The sequence below is a fragment of the Arenibacter sp. F26102 genome, assembly GCF_023015865.1.
Classification (GTDB): domain Bacteria; phylum Bacteroidota; class Bacteroidia; order Flavobacteriales; family Flavobacteriaceae; genus Arenibacter.
Map to the genome: position 1 here is coordinate 42,083 of NZ_JALKBC010000003.1, position 19,277 is coordinate 61,359.

A 19,277-nucleotide genomic window follows, 5' to 3' on the forward strand; every position below is an offset into this window, starting at 1 on the left:
TACACTTCATATTTTCGTAATAAGTATAATTTATTCAAAACTTAATGTTTGAGATTTCAGATTTAAAATCAAAAAAGCTTCCTGAGCTTCAGGAAATAGCCCAGGGACTTAATGTTGCCAAGTTTAAAACTTTAAAAAAGCTGGATTTGGTATATCAAATTTTGGATGTACAAGCATCCAACCCCAAAATTGTTCAAGAAAGAGTGGAAACTACTAAGGAGGAAAGCAGTGCTCCCAAGCCTAAACGATCCAGAATAGCTAGTGACAAGACTAAGTCGGCTGTCACCAAGTCTCCTATTGCCAAGAAATCAGAGACCAAATCGGCTGAAACAATTGAAGAAACTACCGCGCAGGAAGTAATACCCCCGGCAGTCGAGGATAAGAAAGAGGACATCAAACCAGAAAGAAAACCTCGCCAGCACAATAAGCCGGTTCAGGCGAAAAAGGAATTTCAAAAAACTGCACCTCAACCAAACGCAGTACAACAGAACACTCCGCAAGCCAACAAACCACAACATAAAAAAAATCCTCACCATCAGAAAGGTAACGTTGACAAAAACAACAGTAATTTTGACAAGGACCTAAAAAACAAATACAAAGAACCGGAATTTGAGTTCGACAGTATTATTGAAAGTGAAGGGGTGCTGGATATTATGCAGGATGGCTACGGATTTTTGAGATCTTCGGATTACAACTATCTTTCTTCACCTGATGATATTTATGTTTCCCAGTCCCAAATAAGGTTATTTGGACTTAAAACTGGAGATACGGTACTTGGCAATGTGCGCCCACCGAAAGAAGGTGAAAAATATTTCCCCCTTATAAAAGTTAATAAGATAAACGGGATAGACCCCCAGATAGTTAGGGATAGGGTGTCTTTTGAACACTTGACCCCATTATTCCCTCAGGAAAAATTTAACCTTGCAGAAAGGCAGAGTACCATTTCCACTAGAATAATAGATTTATTCTCACCTATTGGAAAAGGACAAAGGGGTATGATCGTTTCCCAGCCTAAAACTGGTAAGACTATGCTCTTGAAGGATATTGCCAATGGTATTGCCGCCAATCATCCTGAAGTTTACCAAATTATTCTTTTAATAGATGAACGTCCTGAGGAAGTTACGGACATGCAGCGTAATGTTCGCGGTGAGGTTGTTGCTTCTACTTTTGACAAAGAGGCTACAGAACATGTTCGGGTTGCCAATATTGTTTTGGAAAAAGCAAAACGTCTGGTAGAATGCGGACACGATGTGGTTATCCTATTGGATTCCATTACGCGACTGGCGCGTGCCTATAATACGGTACAACCACCTTCCGGAAAGGTTTTAAGTGGTGGTGTGGATGCCAATGCACTTCATAAACCGAAACGTTTCTTTGGTGCTGCACGTAATATTGAAGGAGGAGGTTCCTTAACCATTATTGCAACTGCACTTACCGAAACCGGTTCTAAAATGGATGAAGTAATCTTTGAGGAATTCAAGGGAACTGGTAACATGGAACTGCAATTGGATAGAAAAATATCCAATCGTAGAATATTCCCTGCAATCGACCTTACTTCTTCGAGTACAAGACGTGATGATCTTTTGTTGGATGAAAACACCATTCAGAGAATGTGGATTATGAGAAAGTATTTGGCAGACATGAATCCGGTGGAAGCCATGGAGTTTATTGAACAACGATTTAGGCAAACAAAGAACAACGAAGAGTTCTTGTTGACCATGAATCAATAATCTATAATTTCACTTTTCCCAAAAATGGGGAAAGCTTTAAAGTCCCATTTGGTCAAAAAGCCAAATGGGATTTTTTTTGTTTCAATTCTTGACATAAAAATGTACTTATTTTTTTAAGTCATTTTTTTAGATGTACAATAATCAGTAATTTAACACTTACTTTAACAGGTGTTTTCCCCCAACGCTTATCTCTAAAATTTCACTTTTATTAACACTAACTGTAAAAATTTAACTTATGAAAAATCTAAAAAGAATTGTTACAAAATTATGTTTTGGAACCCTAATTGTTTTCGGTTTCATGTCCTGTGAGCAAAAAAAGGAAAAATCGCCCGTGCAGGAACCCGAAATTAGAGATATTAAGGCCCCTGAGCAGATAGTTTCCGTGGAACAAGCCAAAACTATGTATGACTCTTATGGCGAGCGCAGAGTAGCCCTAATTGAAAAATACGAAAATGACCTTGAACCAGAGAAAAAATTTGACGTGGCCCGTTTTGGATACTATGATTACAACACCATTAAAGAATACATGAACTACATTGAACAGGAAGCCAAAAAGGCCAATGTTGAGATTTCCTCCCTGCGTTTTTATTTTTCCAATTATCCAGATAAAAAAACTTTTGACGATGGTCGGGAAATAAAACATCCTAAACAAAATTCATTTTTTATCATTCCGGCCATAAAGGGCGAGAACGATCGTGAATACGGATTTTATATTAGGGAAGAGGACGACGGAAAAAACATTCCCGTATTGCTTACCGATAATTTGGAACAAAAAAAAGATGGAGATATGGACAGACAACAGTCGGGAGAAGCTAAATCCGAGGCCTCATTTATGCCTACAACCCCTCCTGCTCCATTTTATATCAAAGATAAAAGTCTTGTTTTAAATGAGGCCAATATGGTGCCACCACCTTACCACGACAATTAATAATACAGAAAAACTCCTATCGAAGCAAAAATGGAAGTATTGGATGCTATTTTAGAGAATGCCACTGAGCCTCTCTATGCTTTAACCTTATTGGTAGCCTTAATAAAATACCCAAAATATTATAGTAGTCCATTAAAGTATTTTCCCATTCTGTTAATGTATACCTTCTTAACAGAATTATTGGGTTATTTTACAAAGAACTACGAAGTGTTCCACATTTCCATTTTTACTTCTATCGTTAATCACAATGTCTTTATTTATAATATTTACAATCTAGTATTCTTTCTCTATTTTTTTTACGTGTATTGGAGTTACATAGAAAATAAAAAGTATAAAAACTACATATTGTACGGTGGAATATTTTATCTGACCGTCTCCTTTATAAATCTTTTTCTTCAAAACTTTAAACTGGAATCCCAGATATATAGTTATTTGGCAGGAGCATTTATTATTTTGATATGCATAATTCTATTTTTCCGGGATCACCGTAATTCATCCAAAAGATTGGATTATAGGTTTACAGGAATTAAGTGGATAAGCCTTGGTCTCTTGGTTTTTTATATGGGTTATGTCCCAATTAAAGCATCCCGATTTTATAATTATTTAAACCAATTAAATGAATACGTGCATTTTAGAAGAATCCACCTAACGCTGATTATTTTAATGTATATCTGTTTTATGGTAGGTTTCCTCAGAATGAAACGCAAGTTTTGGATTTGATGCGGTCAGGGTATTTTCAACACCTTTATATTAAAGCGATTGATTTTTCAAAAAACAATCACCCCTTCTTCCAAACAAAATAAACACCTTTGAAAATGACAGCTATGTCATCCAAAATAGGTTGAAGAAAAACTTCTTTTCAAGCCTATTTCTTAATATAGACCGTCTTTTTGTTTACAAACTCCAACACACCTTCCATAGACAATTCCCTCCCATATCCTGATGCTTTAGTACCCCCAAAAGGCAATCTGGGGTCCGACTTTACCATTTCATTTATAAAAAAAGCCCCATCGGGTATGTCTCCAATTATTTTTCTTGCAGATCGTATGTCCTCTGTGAACAACATAGAGCCCAAACCAAATTTAGAGTTTGCGGCCAGGGCAATGGATTCCTCTCTATCTTTTGCTTTTACGATGGCCGCCACAGGCCCAAAAAGCTCCTCATCAAAAGCCGGCATCCCAGGGACCACTCCTGTAAGCACAGTAGGTTCATAATAGGCACCTCGCCGGTTATTGCCATATAGCACTTTGGCACCCTTATCTACCGATTCTTTTACTTGTTGGGCCAGGGTTTTAGCTAAGTCCTCTCTTGCCATTACACCTATATCTGTTTGTTTGTCCAATGGATCTCCAAATTTCAGGGTCTGGACCTTATTCAGAAATTTCATTAGGAACTCGTCATAAATCTCCTCCAACACAATAAATCTTTTAGCCGCAATACAACTTTGCCCGGTATTCTGCATTCTAGCCATTACCATAGTATCCATATAGCTGTCCAATTTGGCATCTTCCCATACAATACAGGCATTATTGCCCCCAAGTTCCATGACGGACTTTTTCAAATGTTTTCCCGCTTGTGCCGCTATTGCCCTACCCGCTTTCTCACTACCGGTAAGGGTAACGCCCTGAACAACAGGATTGCCTATTATAGACTCCAACTGTTTATGGTCCGCGAGTATAAATTGAAAGCTACCTTCCGGATAACCTGCCAATTTAAACAGCTCCTGAAGTGCCAACCCACAACCGGGAACATTACTGGCATGTTTTAATATTACCGTATTACCGGCAGCGAGAGTAGGTGCGGCAAAACGAATAACCTGCCAAAAAGGGAAGTTCCAAGGCATAATGGCCAATACGCAACCAATGGGATCGTAACTAATAAAACTTTCCTTAGCCTCTGTATCTATAAGATCATCCGCAAGAAATTCGGCCGCATTTTTAGCATAAAAATCGCATGCCCATGCACATTTTTCAATTTCAGCAACTCCTTGGCTAAGGGGTTTACCCATTTCCTTTGACATTAATTGGGCATATTTTTTTTTATTTTTCAATAAAGCCTTGGCTAATTTTTTTAATAGTCCGGACCTATATTCCACAGGTTCATTTTTCCAACTTTTAAAGGTAAGATCGGCCTTTTCCAAAACTGTCCTTATATCCCCATCCGAAAACATTCTATACTTTTCCAATGGTTCTCCATCATATGGGTTTACTGACTCTATGTATTCCATTTGTTGTGATTTTTGTATTAAAAAAATGCAAATTAAAAGGATTGTATATATTGTTTAACTCAATACTAGGAACTGCAAATTGTATTGTTTTTTTATACTTGTTGATCTATTCAAACCGTGCCAAAATTTTTTCGCGATCAAATTTATTCTCAATATTACACTCCACGTCCATTTTTAACGCTACTAATTCCCTATGAACTTCTTCCATACTTTCCTTTGATATATTGGGATCCTGGGATATATACTTTAAAGCTCCCATAAGAGCGAGAACCACTGAGCTATCCTTTTTTGCATACAATCTGATAGGCTGAATTATTATTTGCATTAATTCTTTAGCTCTGAGGTTATTAGTGACTAAAATCATTTTTCCCTCCCTTAGCGACTTGGATACTTTATTAGGGAACCTCATTGTCTTCATTAGCAATGGTGCCAATTTATTAATAGCATTAATGGCAGTTCCGGGATCATTTATTCCCGGGGACATAGCCTTGACCGCAATTTCCATTAATTTAATAAATCCACCAATACCATTGTTTTCATCTGTACGATTATTGGACATATCTACACATAACAATAAGTCATCCAAATCCTTACCTTCAATCATTTTCTGAACCCGCATTAGCGGCATTCCTTCCCAAATATGTTGACCCACAAAAGGTAGCACTTCTATATGGTGGCCTTGATCAAACAGGGAATCACTTAATAATGAGGCATCAAACCCCCTAAAATAACCAGATTTATGTGAATAAATAGTTTCAAAATTATGCATCCTCAGTTCTTGTAGTCCCACTTTCAATGAACTGAAATCCTTATATTCCTCATCCAAATATCTTGAGCTAGAGCGAAATATATTGTTGATTATATTTTGAATTTGAATGGATGTAGAAATGCTATGAATAAAATAGACAAACAGTCCAATACAAAGCACTCCTGAAATTGCGGCGAACATAGTTGAAAACCCAACAGAATGGGCATCCATTCCATGGCCACCAAGAAAAATCAGAATTATGATACAGTATAGGAGCGTGCCTATATATACGCCCAAAATTAATTGATGCCTTTTATTGGAAACCAAACTAGGCAACAATCTTGGTGAAAAATTGGAGGAGGCTTGACTGAGTACTACCATAACCATTGTAAAACTAAATACCGTCAAAGAAAGGATACCGCCAATTAAGGTTGTTAATATGGCTCTAGCTGTTTCATAATCCTCAATAAAAAAATAAGGTATACGTTGTTTTAAAGTTTTAGCCAACTCCAAACTTTCCAATTCCAGCATTATAAAGGCCAATATAAAAAACCCAATGGAAATGAGAACAGGATAAAAGGCAATACTCTGCAACACCCTACTATAAAGGTTCTTCAATATTTTTATAGCCGATTTAAACATAGTATCCCCAATTTTAAAGTTATTTAAAGGTAGTGAATTCCCATTTTTGCAATAGCCCAATACCTTGAAATAGTATCACAAACGATTGCGCACAAAAAAAGAGCGATACTAAAAATAAAATCCGCTTTTTAAAAGAGTTAATAATAATTACAATACAGCACCTATGTTCTAAACCTCTTGGATAAATTTGTCATAACAAAAGATGAAAGACAATTGCCTACTTCAATTTGGCAATTGGAAAAGCCTAAATTTCAGGGGACATTTAGGATTAAAAGTATTCTGTTTTGAATTACTAAGAACTACAAATGTAATTCAAACTAAGATGGTTAGGTTGGTTGTTAATTAATGGTTCCGGCATTTGATTAGGTCGGAACCATTTTTTGTGGAATAGGCTTTCCTTTAATTTAATTGGGTATAATAATTAATTTTTAGGGTGAATCACAAAATCTTCTTAACTTCTCAACCTATGACTAAAAAATACAACTATGATTTTTAATATTGACGAGGCCTGGGAAGAAATGATCAATAGACTGTCTTCCTGGGTAGATAGTTTAATAGTGAACCTGCCAAACATCATTCTTGCGTTGGTCGTATTCACCATTGTTATCATACTTTCTAAATATGTCTCCAAAATCACCTGGAAACTACTGGAAAAAAGTAGCCTACAGAGATCTATGAAAAGCGTTATTGCCAAGTTGCTTTCCATTATGGTAATTTTAACGGGGCTATTTTTGGTTCTTGGAATATTGGATTTAAGCAAGACCCTAAACACTATATTAGCAGGTGCGGGAGTAGCCGGTCTTGCTGTTGGCCTTGCATTACAAGGGGCCTTGGCCAATACTTTCTCCGGAATTGTCCTTTCTTATATTAAACATATTAAATTTGGAGACTGGATCGAAAGCAACAATTATGAAGGCGAGGTAATCGACATAGATCTGAGGGCAGTGACCATTAAACAATCGGATAATAATTTAGTCTATATTCCAAATAAATTGGTGTTGGAAAATCCGTTACGAAACTTCTCCACCACCGCGCAATCCCGTGTAATTCTAAAATGTGGCGTGGGTTATTCGTCCGATTTGGAATTTGTACGTGATTTGGTATGCAAAACGATCAAATCCCATTTCGAAAATATAGAAAATACCAAGGAAGTGATCTTTCTTTATACAGAATTCGGTGATAGTTCCATTAATTTTGAAACCCGATTTTGGATTCAGTCCACTTCCGCCATAGAATTATTAAAAGCAAAAACAACTGCCATGATCGCCATTAAAAAGGCTTTTGACCAAAACAATATCAACATTCCTTTTCCTATTCGTACATTGGATTTGCCTAAAGATTTCATGAAGTCAACTTAATATTAACCAAAGAATAAAGATTTTATTTCCTAGGATATTCCATATCTTATTGGAAAGGCCTCCAATAAGATATGGGGCAGTACAAAAAGGAAGACCCTTTACAAATTACACATTCGAAATACCCCTACTTTAGTATAGGAAATATTTCTTTTCCATACTCCTCGGTTCTGCTTTTGGTACCAATATCGGAACGAAAAAGCCCCACCTCCAAATTGCAATTAAAGCGATGGCGCAAAAATTATATTTTTTAGCGTTAAAACACTACTTATTAACATATTAACTTCGCCCTACATGATGTTATTCGGGAGGCATCTTTAAAAAAACTCCATGATAACTATAAAACCCAAAATAAAATGAGCACATACACTGAAACGATAAGTGAAAAGTTAAATGATCTTTTGGAAAAAACCTACGATGCCGAAAAGGGATACAAAAAGGCCTCCGACAATACGGACAATCCCTATTTAAAATCCTTCTTTGATAAAAAGAGCGCGGAAAGGCATACTTATGGACAAGAGCTTAAAAGTGAGATTACCAATTTTGGACAAAAATGGGAAAAAGATGGAAGTGTAACAGGAGCCTTGCACCGAACATGGATGGATGTTAAGTCGCTCTTTTCTGCGGATGATGACGAAGCAATGCTGGAAGAGGCCATTAGAGGTGAAAAAGCATCTGTGGAAGAATATAGGGATGTACTTTCGGATACAAGTTTACCCCATAGCACAGCTACCATTTTAACCCAACAAATGAACCAAATTCAAGCAGATTTGAATCAGGTAAAGCGGTTGGAAGACCTAAGTTAACTTGCATTAATAATTACACGGGTGAAGAGGATGCCTAGCATCCTCTTTTAGTGTTGATTTCAATAATATAATAGGATTTAATTAAACTGTCAATTAATTATTTTTGTAAAACAAAAGCTCCCTAGAATTATAGATTTCACTAAATTAATATTATGTACCATAAACTATCCAATACAGCTAGTAGGACAACATTGGAAAAGGAATTCAATAGGCGCTTTAAATACCCTAATCTATTTCAAAAACAGGTGTTGATCAACGGTATAGACGAAGTTACAATACCAATTATACCCATGGAGGAAGCAGATCTAATGGTTCCGGCCATATGGGGACTGTTACCGGAAGGCTACAAAGATGAATGGAGTGTATTCCAGGATATCTTCAATTCACTAAACCTTAATATCCACTCCTTGAGCAACCCCTCTTGGTATTCCAATGCCCTATTGCAAAGAAGGTGCCTTATACCGGTCACCGGATTTTTTACATCGTACCTAATTGATGGCATCCTCTATCCTTATTATTTTCGCAGAAGATCGGGTTTACCATTTTGCTTAACGGGTATTTACAACAAACTGGACGATGGTTTCCTTACCTGCTCCATAATCACTACCCATACCAATCACAATTTAAAGGCGATTCAGAATATAGATGGTACCGTTCCCATGATGCTCTCAAAGGATCAGTACAATACATGGCTAAATCAAGATTTAAATGAAAACGACATCCAAAATCTTTTAAATGCGACCCCTAACTTCAGGCTAATAGCGCATCCTATTTCAAAGGAATTCTTTAAAAACAATATTTCATACACTTCTATGTTAGAGCCGGTATATTATGAGGCAGCTCCAACTGGGATGATTCTTAAACATGGCGTGGAATTACTTTCCTTATAATTAGGAGTACCTACTAACCACCTTTTAAACCGCTCTAGGGATTAAAATATCCTATCGCAATAGAAGGTAAATAACCTGAACTAAAATAAACCACAAGTAGGATAGGAAATAACATTATCCAAACCTATAAGTCCAGCTAAATACGCTCACCTAAAACTACAAGTGCTTAAATATTAAAACATTACAAATTACATAGTTACATCTATCTGAGTTAAACATTATCTGGATACCGCAAAGTAATATGGAAAAATACTTGGACATTTGTATAAAGGGCAACGAATATTGGCCCATAATATTAACCTTAAAAACACACACTATGTTACGTTGGACAGTCACATTTGTAATATTGGCAATAATAGCCGCAATTTTCGGATTCGGTGGAATAGCGGCAGGAGCTGCCAGCATTGCTAAAATCTTATTTTTTATTTTCTTGATTCTTTTCGTAATCTCATTGTTTACGGGAAGGAGCAAAATTTAAATACAGACCTTTTAACCATAATTGAACTTATGGTATTTAACCTAGTACATTTTAACTAATCTTAAATCTAAATAGTTATGAGAAAATCGTTATTATATTTTGTATACGCACTATTATTCACCGTTTCTCTTTCAGCTTTGAATAGCTGCAGGGAAGACAAATCTGCAGGAGAAAAAATTAAAGATGGAGTGGAAAATGTAGGCGATGGCATTGAAGAAGGCGTAGAAGAAATTGGGGATGAAATAGATGATGCCACGGACGATAACTAGAACTTCTTTATTGCCTGGTTTATATTTATACTCAACGGACATTTTCCTACCGGGACCTTGTCCGTTTTTTAATTAATAAATAAGTATCTCTTACACCACAGCTCTAAAAAATATTGGAGTCCGTAAAAATCGGATATCTACAAAATCTAGTATAATAAATTACTAAAGGTCCAAATATCAAGGACTGTACATTTAACTTAAATCTAAGGACATGAAAAATGAGTTCGCAAAACATGAAAGGGAAATAATTGACAAATATCAAGCGAAGGGTTACACTGGTAATTATAAGGTTGACCAAAATAGCTTATTGGATTTGGATACCAAAATTAACTATCTACCACAAAATGTAAAAATTGTGGCCGAACACCGATTCGAGGGTATGAGCAATCCTTCCGATATGTCCATATTATATGTATTGGAGACCAGTGATGGCAGCAAGGGAACTGTTTTAGCAAATTACAGCCCATCCAGTAATCTTGAAACTGCCGAATTTTTTAAACAAATTCCCAAGGAGAACTATTTAAAAGATAATACCAAGGCGCATTAGAGCCAACAGATTTTACCTTCATCTTTTTCAAGTTCCAATTACAACACACGTCTATAGAGAACGTAAAATAGCATTTAGTAGAAGGGATGGAACATGGAATCTATAGGATAAAAAAATGTTTGAGGAATTATCTTCCAAATTAAAAAATCATCATCTTTGTTTATACGGCCAATTCTTCATATTTTAATAGAATCACAAAGGCCTTTATAACCCATAATAGTAAACAATTGATGAGAGTCTATTTAAAGTTCGATTTTAATACCATCTGCAAAACAGTTTTACGGGAACAATTGGATATGTTGGGTATTGATTATACGATTCACGGTGTTGGAGAAATTGAATTTAACAGACAGCCCACAAATATCGAAGAACAAAAAATGGGCAATATGTTGGGCAATTATGGCATAGAAATTATGGATAATCAGCAAGTAGCTTTAGTGCAGCGCATAAAAGATACAGTCACGGAATGGATACATGATGAAGAGAATCCAAAACGTTTTAACTTCTCCACTTATCTTTCGGAAAAACTGGATTACACCTATACCTATTTGTCATCAATCTTTTCGGAAACCACCTATTCCTCTATAGAGAATTTTGTGATTTTAAAAAAAATAGATATTGCTAAAAATCTCATAAGTCAAAATGATTCAACTCTAACGGAAATAGCATACAAACTTAATTATAGCAGTGTAGCCCATCTATCGGCCCAATTCAAAAAAACTACAGGTCTTACTCCCTCTACATTTTTGAAGATAATTCAAAAACGAAAAGAAAGAGCTTTAACCCAAGAATAACCAAACAAGATTATGCCTTTACATACCATGAATATTGCCTTGGCAGATGATGATGAGGACGACAGAATGTTGTTTAAGGAGGCCATAGAAGAAATTAAGATTAAGACCAATCTATCATTATTCAAGAATGGTCAAGAATTAATGGATTACTTGATATTGCCCAAGGTAGTATTACCACAAATTATTTTTTTGGATTTGAACATGCCCATCAAAAATGGAATGCAATGTCTCAATGAAATTAGAACAAACCCCTGCCTAAAAGAATTAATGGTTGCCATATATTCCACCTCTTCCTCGGAAGCGGATATTGAAGAGACTTTTATAAACGGGGCCAATATCTATATAAATAAACCAAATAGTTTTGGAGGTCTTAAAAATGCCATAGACAAGGTGTTACAGCTAAATTGGCAATACCATACCTCCGCTTTAAACCGGGATAATTTTTTGTTACGTATATAATGGTCTAAAAGTATGACATTTAAAAAGTTGGCTTCTTCATCAAAATTTTTCACGGTCCTGCTTATCTTGGCCATTGCCCTCTTAATGTTTATTGGGAGCGTTAGTTATAAACAGGTTGTACGGTTAGGTGAATCGGCAGATTGGGTTTCCCATACTTTGCAGATAAATAAGGAAATAAACCAACTCTTTTCTTACTATGACCAAATGCAATCTACGGAATTCAAAAACGTATTGCTACGGGACACCATTGGAATATCCTCATTTAAAGTTTACCAGTCGGAGGTATTGGCGTCTTTTAAAAAATTAAAGGAACTCACGGGTCATAATCCTGCACAGCAAAAAACTCTTCTTAAGGTAAGCCAATGGCAGGATAGTCTCTACCAGGCCCTTAGTGCCATGTCACAAATTCCTTATCAAAAATCAACTTATTCCGAAGGTGATCAAAATAAAATAGCTGATGTTGCCAGCGCTGTTACCCAATTAAACCTCCTGGAAAACCAAATGCAGCGTGAAATGCACTTGCAACTCGCAAAACGAACTGAAGAATATAAATCCCAGATCTTTTTTACCCCTATAATGACCCTGTTGTTGGGAACGTTTGCCTTGTTCATATTCGTAATCTCCTATTTGCAGATTAATGCCCAACGTAAAAAAACTGTTACTGCAGAAAAATTCTTGCAAAACATTCTCGCCAGTACAGACAACATTATCAGCTATTTTTTACCCATATATAATGATTCTGGAGAAATAAGTGATTTCATCATTGAGTTTACCAATGAAAAAATAGAGGAAGTGCTGGGAGAAAAATCCAAGAATATTGCGCATAAAAAAATGTCGGAGCTTGTTCCCATAAATTTTCAGAATGGCATTTTTGAAGAATTGGCAACTGTAATGAATGCAGGGACTCCCAGCAAATTTGAAAAATTCTTTAATTATAACGGCAATTCTTTTTGGTTTAAGACCACTGCCGTGAAAATGGAGAAAGGGGTACTAACCACTTCCACAGATTCCACCGCAGAGCGGCAGCACACCCAGAACCTGAAGATTTTGAACGAGAAGTTGGAAATACAAAACAAACAACTTGAGGAAACCAAGGCATTCCTGAATAATATCCTTGAAAGTACTAGTAACACCATCAGCCATTTAAGTACGGAAAGGGATCAAGATGGGAAGGTAACCGATTTTAAATATTTGTTTACAAATAAGGAAAGCGAAAGGCTTACTGGAAAACAGACAACTGAGGTCATAGGTAATTCCATCTCTAAAATCTATCCGTCTGTACATGAGACGGGATTGTTTGATTTAATGGTTAAATGCGCTGACAAAGGGGTTATGGTAACCCATGAAGCCCTATACACCTTGAAAGGAGTTCCTCTTTGGATACATACTACCCTAAACAAATTGGACAACGGCATTACCCTTACTTCATATGACATAACCCAAATTGTAACTTCAAAACAGCGCCTTTTAGAGCTAAATGAACAATTGACGATTCAGAATTCCATTTTGAACGATGCCGAAGCGGAAGCTAATATTGGTAGTTACCGATTAAAAATTACAGATATGGAGTCGCACATGTCCGATAATTTTTACCGGATATTGGAATGTGAACCCAATGAATTTAAACTTAGCGCTGAAAGCTATAGACCATATGTGCATCCAAAAGATCTCACAATTTATGACGAGAAAGTAAAATTGGCCCTAGAGGATAAGATCATCAGCAATTTTAGATATCGTATCATTACCAAATCTGGAAAGGTCAAATATTTACAGAATACTGGACATTACCTTCAAAATGAATTTATTGGCGTAGTAAGGGATATCACCAAAGAGTTACAAAACGAACAAAAATTAAAGGAAAAAAACCTAGAGTTAAAACGTTCCAACAGTGAATTGGAATCCTTTAACCGCGTTGCCAGTCATGACCTACAGGAGCCACTCAGAAAAATACAGTTATTTATATCCCGAATAAACGATGCCGGGTCGGATAAGTTTTCCAAAAAGCAAGAGGAATATTTTAATAAAATAGCGTCGTCAGCCGATAGGATGCAGACTCTTATAAAATATCTCCTCTCCTATTCACGGCTAAATATTAATAAAAGGGATTATTTAATGGTTGATTTGAACCTTGTTATGGAAAAGGTTCAGGAAGATCTAGAAGCACCCATCAAAGAAACCGGTATGAAAATCCTAATTGGGGATCTTCCCGAAGTAAGAGGGGTACCCTTCCAATTGGAACAACTCTTCACTAACCTCGTTTCAAACTCGGTTAAATATCACAGTACCCAACAGATACCAAAAATCAAAATCGACTGCAGAAAATTGGAACGCAACGAAATTCAACACAACTTTCGAAAAAAAGCCAAACAATATTACTGTATTTCCATAGAAGACAACGGCATTGGCTTTGACCAGAAAGACTCCGAGAAAATATTTGAACTCTTCCAACGTCTGCACTATAAAAGTGAATATTCTGGATCAGGTATTGGACTGGCTATCTGCAAGAAAATAGTTGAAAAGCATAAAGGACATATTGTGGCTCAAGGTGAACTTAATAAAGGAGCTACCTTTTACATTTATCTACCTGCCTAAATTACTCTAGCTCGCGCTATTTAGCTACCTAAAGTTTTCGCACTATTTCGGCGAGGAATCCCCTTGTGGAATAGCGCAACAACACTCCCATTATAATATTTACTATCCAAAAACAATGGCTCAAGCCATTAAATTACTGCCGTTTTTGGTCAAAACAGCTCATTTTCGTTGAATTATATAACAGAATATAAAAATTGTATAACATAAAAGGCTCCCCCTATATCGAAATTTGTACAACACAAAAATTAACATTTAAAGACAACAACCATGAAAAAGACAGTAAATCAAATTCCATTGAATTCGAAAGTCGGAAAAAGTTGGACGTTGGATTCCAACTCCAATCAAATTAGTGGTCTGCCTGAGAATTTTATTATGGGGATGACCAATCAAAAAATTGAATCCGATTAGGATTTAAATCTACAACACAATGACCTGGCAGGTCATTTATTTGCCAAATTGAAGTAATGTCCAAAATGTTGATTATTGCAGCCTTAATTATGCTCATTATCTGGGCCATTGGACTTTTTATGTTCGACGTGGGCATTAAAATACATTTTTTCCTATTGGTGGCTGTAGGACTTTTTATTACAAAGGTGATAAGAGAGAAATAAAGCAATTAACTTAAAACAAGGAACCATGAAAATAGTATATCTAAAATCGAATAACATAGAAAACATATTTAGTCAGCTAAAGCAAGATTTAGGGGGTAGTTTAGTAACTAGTGCACAGGAATATAATCTGCAACTGGACAACAATTATGTTCGTGGTGAAATTAGGGGAATCTCATTTAAGAACAATATTGCCTTTATGGAATTTGACGTTATTTTTAGTGAAGATACCCTTATCATAAATAATATGCCGGTTTCCAATCCCATTCATTTTATGTACTGTGCTCAAGGAAAAGTATCCCATAGTTTTGGAATAAAGGGTGAGAAAAGACTCCTGAATCAATTTCAAACCGGAATTTTTTCTTGCGACCCTAGCAAGGATACTACTTTGTTTTTTGAAGGAAATGTGAACATTAAGTTTTCCAACATTATGGTGGACACCCATAAGGTAACTTCGGGTGATGAAGGAAGTGACCTGTTACAAAAACAATTATTAAAGACCTTTATGCCTAAAAACAATAATGAAACTTTTGCCTATACCGGATCCTATAACTTACAAATAGCCGATAAAATGCAACAATTGGAAGCTATTACCCAAAAAGGATTGGTGAGAAACTTATTGACCAAAGGTATTGTCCATCTTATTCTTGCCATGGAAATACAACAGCATAAGGAAGATAAGAAAAATGCAAAAAACAATTTTGGTTCATTGAGCAGGGAAGAGATAGAGGATATAAAAGAAATGGCCAATTTTATAAAAAATTATCCTGAAATTCAATATAGCCTGAAATACCTGAGTAAAAAAACTGGCCTTTCGCCAGCAAAGCTACAGGAAGGGTTTAAATTGTTATTTGATAGGACAGTAACCGATTATATAAGGAACATAAGGGTTGAAACTGCTGAACATCTTATTAAAACTACAGACCTCAACATTTCGGAAATTGTATATAGCGTGGGATTGACCAGTAGAAGTTATTTCTCCAAGATATTTAAGGAAAAATATAATTGTAGTCCTAAATACTATCAGGATCACCAAAATCCGATAGCTGCAACAGCTTAATATATATTAGTTTGATTCGCTTCTCAATAACCAGTCTTCTCGACTGGTTTTTTTGTTTCCATACTGTAATTTCAACCTATTTCCACAAATGCTATTAATTATATAATTCATGGTCCATTGGGTTGGATCCCTGTTTTAAACGAGAATTACATGAGCACCCAAAAAAGGTATATTCCCAATCCCCAAAGGAAAATGGGCATATAGGACGAGCTCACAAAGTAGTTCTCTACAGGACAAGCAAGTTGTGCAAAACAAAATCGTTTGGGACCATTGATTATTGGTATGGCCAGCCACAAGAACTTGCCCACCAATAATAAAAAAAACGGCAAGAAAATTATTCTTGCCGTTCGCGAAAGTTGAGTATAGTACATCTACTACTTAAACGTCTTTAGGGACGCCCTAAGCATCCAGGACATCTGCTCATGTAATTGCATAATCCCGGTTATAAAATCGGCCGTTCCCTCGTCGTTATGTTCCTCTGCATTTTCGCCAATACTCTTTCTTATAAACTGTATAATGGTTGTATGATCTTTTAAAAGGGCCTCCATAAAGCTATAACTATCGTTCTTTTTTGGACTTTCATCCTTTAGATGTGATAGATCTAAAAACTCATTTAAGGTTCCGGGAGAATAAAATCCCAACATGCGAATTCGCTCGGCGACCTCGTCTACAATCTTTTCAATTTTATTGTATTCCTCCTCAAAAAACACATGCTTGGTATGGAAGTCAATTCCCTCCACATTCCAGTGCGCATTTCTCAGTTTGGTATATAGCAGATATTCGTCCGCCAAAAGTTTACGAAGCATTTCTACCACGGCCTTTCTATTATCTTTCTTAATTCCGATATCGGTTTGTGTTGTTTCCATAATAATTTTTATTTTTCGTTAATACTGACAAGTTAAGGTTCCCACTTTCGAAACCTTGATCGGAACAATTTTTTGTTTTGCTCTATTGCATTGAAGCCCAAGAATAATCCAGACTAGGAAATTTTCTCAGGTGCAACTACCCCTTTCAAATACCTGAACTATCCAATTCCGGCAATCCAACAAATCGTGAAGGTGTTTTTATTGGGATAAATTTGCCCCCTATAATTACTATGGGGCAAATCAGCAATTCAGAATTGTTTTTAAGTATTTTTAGCCAATCATCCTCTCCCAATTTCAAGTTTCCTTTTCCAAATTTTGTTTTAAAATCCGAATGGTCCTTATTTACAAGATCAGCTATCTCCATGCCCAAACCATCCGCCAATTCCACCCACTGAGTGCCCGTAACCACGGTTTTTGCAATATCAATAGCCAGAACATGCTTTTTGGATGATATTACATAGGCATAGGTTTGCTTCCCAAGGGAGGTGGCAGAGTGGTAATACAATGTAATTTTTCTTGTGTCTTTTGAAATGATTCCCATATAACTTTTTGTCAAAAGTTATATGAAAACCTTAAATTGGGATGTTGCATTCAATTTTAAGATTGATGCTATTGCAATTCAAAAAAATCTATTCTTTTTTGCCGTCCCCGGTAAGGGTATTCAAAATACCATCCATAACATTGTTCCACAAATAATTAAAGAAAGATTTGGTAGTATCCCTCTCAGCATATATCACTCCATATCTATAGCCCCTATCATCTGTTTTGGAACCGTCATTGGTGATCATATTACCTATAAAGGTCAAAAATTTATTGACCCCCAATCTATCTTTTTTTAGGACCATAAAACGAAAATCCCGATACTTCATTTTCATATCTCCCCTAGAACTTATGGCATCTCCACTAACAGTGAAATAAAGCTCATTTATATCTCCTTCTGCTTTCGTCCTAAGATTGGATTTTAGAAACTGGTTGATACTTTCTGATTCAAAATCCTTCACCATTCCAGATACATAAAAAGCATCGTTTTCCTTGCTGGAGTCAAAATTCCACTGGAGCTGAATTGGGGCATTCCCCATAAGAAGGGCCCTAGCCTCTATCATGGTCGTCTCACCATTTTCATAGGTATTTGAAACGTTGTTCAATCTTGCCTCCAAATCCGAAAACACCAGTTCTCCCGGCAAAGTCCCCACATTTACCAATTCGGCGTATGACAAATGGCCTTTATTAATAATGACCTCGGAAATATCCAAATCCATGGGCATCTCCCGTAATTTCCGGCTGTATAATTTTTTTTGCACCCAATCATCCTGAATCAGCTTATCACGATATATTTCGCAAATGGGGTTTTGAATATGTACTGAATTGGTCTTTAGAAAAAATCGGTCCGCATTAAATCCATATTCCATTTTGGACAATTTAACCACTGGCATCTTCAAATCAATATGGTCACGTTCTTTTTCCAATATCTCGGAAAGAGTCACTTTGGTATACTTGGACTTCAAGGATACATTATTTAGTTCCACCTCCTCATTTTTTATGCTTGCATCCCTCACGGTTAAAGCTTCATAAGGGCCCAGATCCACAAATATTTTTCCCGTACTCAAGGTGTAGGCTCCATAAGAAAATGGTATTTTCTTTTCAATGAGTATTTTATCCGTTTTTAAATTTTCAACGGACAAATTCAATTTTTCCACCATAAACTTTATTGTATCGGTTTCTTTTTGAATATCCACAAGTTCACCGTCCACAATCTCCAGACGGGCCAATGTAAAAGATTTCCCTGTTTTCGCCTGCTGTGGTAAATCGAAATTAATTTTCCCGGAATCAATACCACTATAATATCCAATTTTAGGGTTAAGCAACTTTATATTCTTGGCGCCAATATTGTTCCTAAAAAAATAGTTGAAATATCCAAAGCCTTCCAAGTTAAAAGCTTTCATGTGCAATTCTGCAAGTTTAACCCCGGAATCCCTATCTCTTAATTCCAAGGTAATATCCTGTAATTGAACAAAGCCCGTTAGCAGGTTTACTTCTATTTGGCCATGTACCAAGTGAATGTGATCAGGTATTTTTTGATCAAGGAAATTGATAATATATTTTTTGACTCCAAATTGCAGAATGAGGATTATCGTAAAAATTATTGCCGCCCCAATAGCGATGGTTCTGAATAATCTATTTTTTATAATTTGGATTGCCATGTATTGGAGTAAAAACCATCAAACACAAAAATCGGACTTAAAACCTAGTTTATTGGTCCAACAAAATTTAAAATTAA

At 36.1% G+C, this 19,277-nt stretch carries 19 protein-coding genes; 14 read left to right on the forward strand and 5 right to left on the reverse strand.

The features are described from left to right. The first annotated feature begins 44 nt into the window (after nucleotides 1-44). Nucleotides 45-1,730: a transcription termination factor Rho gene (gene rho / locus MWU78_RS04400; protein WP_246995367.1), complete on the forward strand. Its 1,686-nt coding sequence runs from the start codon at nucleotides 45-47 to the stop codon at nucleotides 1,728-1,730. A 235-nt stretch (nucleotides 1,731-1,965) separates the two neighbouring features. Further along, nucleotides 1,966-2,658, forward strand: coding sequence for a hypothetical protein (locus MWU78_RS04405; RefSeq protein WP_246995369.1), 693 nt, complete (start codon nucleotides 1,966-1,968; stop codon nucleotides 2,656-2,658). A gap of 865 nt (nucleotides 2,659-3,523) precedes the next feature. On the opposite strand, the gene MWU78_RS04410 is transcribed toward MWU78_RS04405, so the two are convergent. Then, nucleotides 3,524-4,885 (reverse strand): NAD-dependent succinate-semialdehyde dehydrogenase, encoded by a 1,362-nt coding sequence (locus MWU78_RS04410; RefSeq protein ID WP_246995371.1) that lies wholly within the window; start codon nucleotides 4,883-4,885, stop codon nucleotides 3,524-3,526. Nucleotides 4,886-4,991: 106 nt separating this feature from the next. Continuing rightward, entirely contained in the window at nucleotides 4,992-6,275 is a 1,284-nt protein-coding gene (locus tag MWU78_RS04415; protein ID WP_246995373.1) for a DUF2254 domain-containing protein, read from the reverse strand. A 485-nt stretch (nucleotides 6,276-6,760) separates the two neighbouring features. Here MWU78_RS04415 and MWU78_RS04420 point away from each other — a divergent pair, with 485 nt between their 5' ends. From MWU78_RS04420 to MWU78_RS04475, 12 genes are all read left to right on the forward strand, one after another. Then, nucleotides 6,761-7,633, forward strand: coding sequence for a mechanosensitive ion channel family protein (locus MWU78_RS04420; protein ID WP_246995375.1), 873 nt, complete (start codon nucleotides 6,761-6,763; stop codon nucleotides 7,631-7,633). 353 nt (nucleotides 7,634-7,986) lie between these two features. Beyond that, the gene (locus MWU78_RS04425) at nucleotides 7,987-8,436 is read left to right on the forward strand and encodes a PA2169 family four-helix-bundle protein (protein WP_246995377.1); all 450 of its coding nucleotides are present in this window, start codon (nucleotides 7,987-7,989) and stop codon (nucleotides 8,434-8,436) included. Nucleotides 8,437-8,588: 152 nt separating this feature from the next. Beyond that, nucleotides 8,589-9,326 (forward strand): SOS response-associated peptidase family protein, encoded by a 738-nt coding sequence (locus MWU78_RS04430; protein ID WP_246995379.1) that lies wholly within the window; start codon nucleotides 8,589-8,591, stop codon nucleotides 9,324-9,326. A gap of 316 nt (nucleotides 9,327-9,642) precedes the next feature. Then, the gene (locus tag MWU78_RS04435; RefSeq protein WP_031443085.1) at nucleotides 9,643-9,804 is read left to right on the forward strand and encodes a DUF1328 family protein; all 162 of its coding nucleotides are present in this window, start codon (nucleotides 9,643-9,645) and stop codon (nucleotides 9,802-9,804) included. Between the two features lie 77 nt (nucleotides 9,805-9,881). Next, nucleotides 9,882-10,073 (forward strand): hypothetical protein, encoded by a 192-nt coding sequence (locus MWU78_RS04440; RefSeq protein ID WP_246995381.1) that lies wholly within the window; start codon nucleotides 9,882-9,884, stop codon nucleotides 10,071-10,073. 211 nt (nucleotides 10,074-10,284) lie between these two features. Beyond that, entirely contained in the window at nucleotides 10,285-10,620 is a 336-nt protein-coding gene (locus MWU78_RS04445) for a hypothetical protein (protein ID WP_246995383.1), read from the forward strand. 230 nt (nucleotides 10,621-10,850) lie between these two features. Next, entirely contained in the window at nucleotides 10,851-11,414 is a 564-nt protein-coding gene (locus tag MWU78_RS04450; protein ID WP_246995385.1) for an AraC family transcriptional regulator, read from the forward strand. Nucleotides 11,415-11,426: 12 nt separating this feature from the next. Continuing rightward, nucleotides 11,427-11,873, forward strand: a complete 447-nt coding sequence (locus MWU78_RS04455; RefSeq protein WP_246995387.1) for a response regulator — start codon at nucleotides 11,427-11,429, stop codon at nucleotides 11,871-11,873. Between the two features lie 12 nt (nucleotides 11,874-11,885). Then, nucleotides 11,886-14,465 (forward strand): ATP-binding protein, encoded by a 2,580-nt coding sequence (locus tag MWU78_RS04460; RefSeq protein ID WP_246995389.1) that lies wholly within the window; start codon nucleotides 11,886-11,888, stop codon nucleotides 14,463-14,465. Between the two features lie 267 nt (nucleotides 14,466-14,732). Beyond that, nucleotides 14,733-14,873 carry a hypothetical protein gene (locus tag MWU78_RS04465; RefSeq protein ID WP_246995391.1) on the forward strand — a complete coding sequence of 47 codons (141 nt, stop codon included), beginning with the start codon at nucleotides 14,733-14,735 and terminating at the stop codon, nucleotides 14,871-14,873. A gap of 56 nt (nucleotides 14,874-14,929) precedes the next feature. Further along, nucleotides 14,930-15,076: a DUF5670 family protein gene (locus MWU78_RS04470; RefSeq protein ID WP_246995393.1), complete on the forward strand. Its 147-nt coding sequence runs from the start codon at nucleotides 14,930-14,932 to the stop codon at nucleotides 15,074-15,076. 25 nt (nucleotides 15,077-15,101) lie between these two features. Then, nucleotides 15,102-16,133, forward strand: coding sequence for an AraC family transcriptional regulator (locus MWU78_RS04475; RefSeq protein ID WP_246995395.1), 1,032 nt, complete (start codon nucleotides 15,102-15,104; stop codon nucleotides 16,131-16,133). A gap of 374 nt (nucleotides 16,134-16,507) precedes the next feature. On the opposite strand, the gene MWU78_RS04480 is transcribed toward MWU78_RS04475, so the two are convergent. The 3 genes from MWU78_RS04480 to MWU78_RS04490 form a co-directional block, all read right to left on the reverse strand. Then, on the reverse strand, nucleotides 16,508-16,999 hold the full coding sequence (locus MWU78_RS04480; RefSeq protein WP_246995397.1) for a DNA starvation/stationary phase protection protein: 492 nt from the start codon (nucleotides 16,997-16,999) through the stop codon (nucleotides 16,508-16,510). 145 nt (nucleotides 17,000-17,144) lie between these two features. Beyond that, nucleotides 17,145-17,540 (reverse strand): hypothetical protein, encoded by a 396-nt coding sequence (locus MWU78_RS04485; protein WP_246995399.1) that lies wholly within the window; start codon nucleotides 17,538-17,540, stop codon nucleotides 17,145-17,147. A gap of 88 nt (nucleotides 17,541-17,628) precedes the next feature. Continuing rightward, nucleotides 17,629-19,200 carry a hypothetical protein gene (locus tag MWU78_RS04490; protein ID WP_246995401.1) on the reverse strand — a complete coding sequence of 524 codons (1,572 nt, stop codon included), beginning with the start codon at nucleotides 19,198-19,200 and terminating at the stop codon, nucleotides 17,629-17,631. Nucleotides 19,201-19,277: the final 77 nt, after the last annotated feature.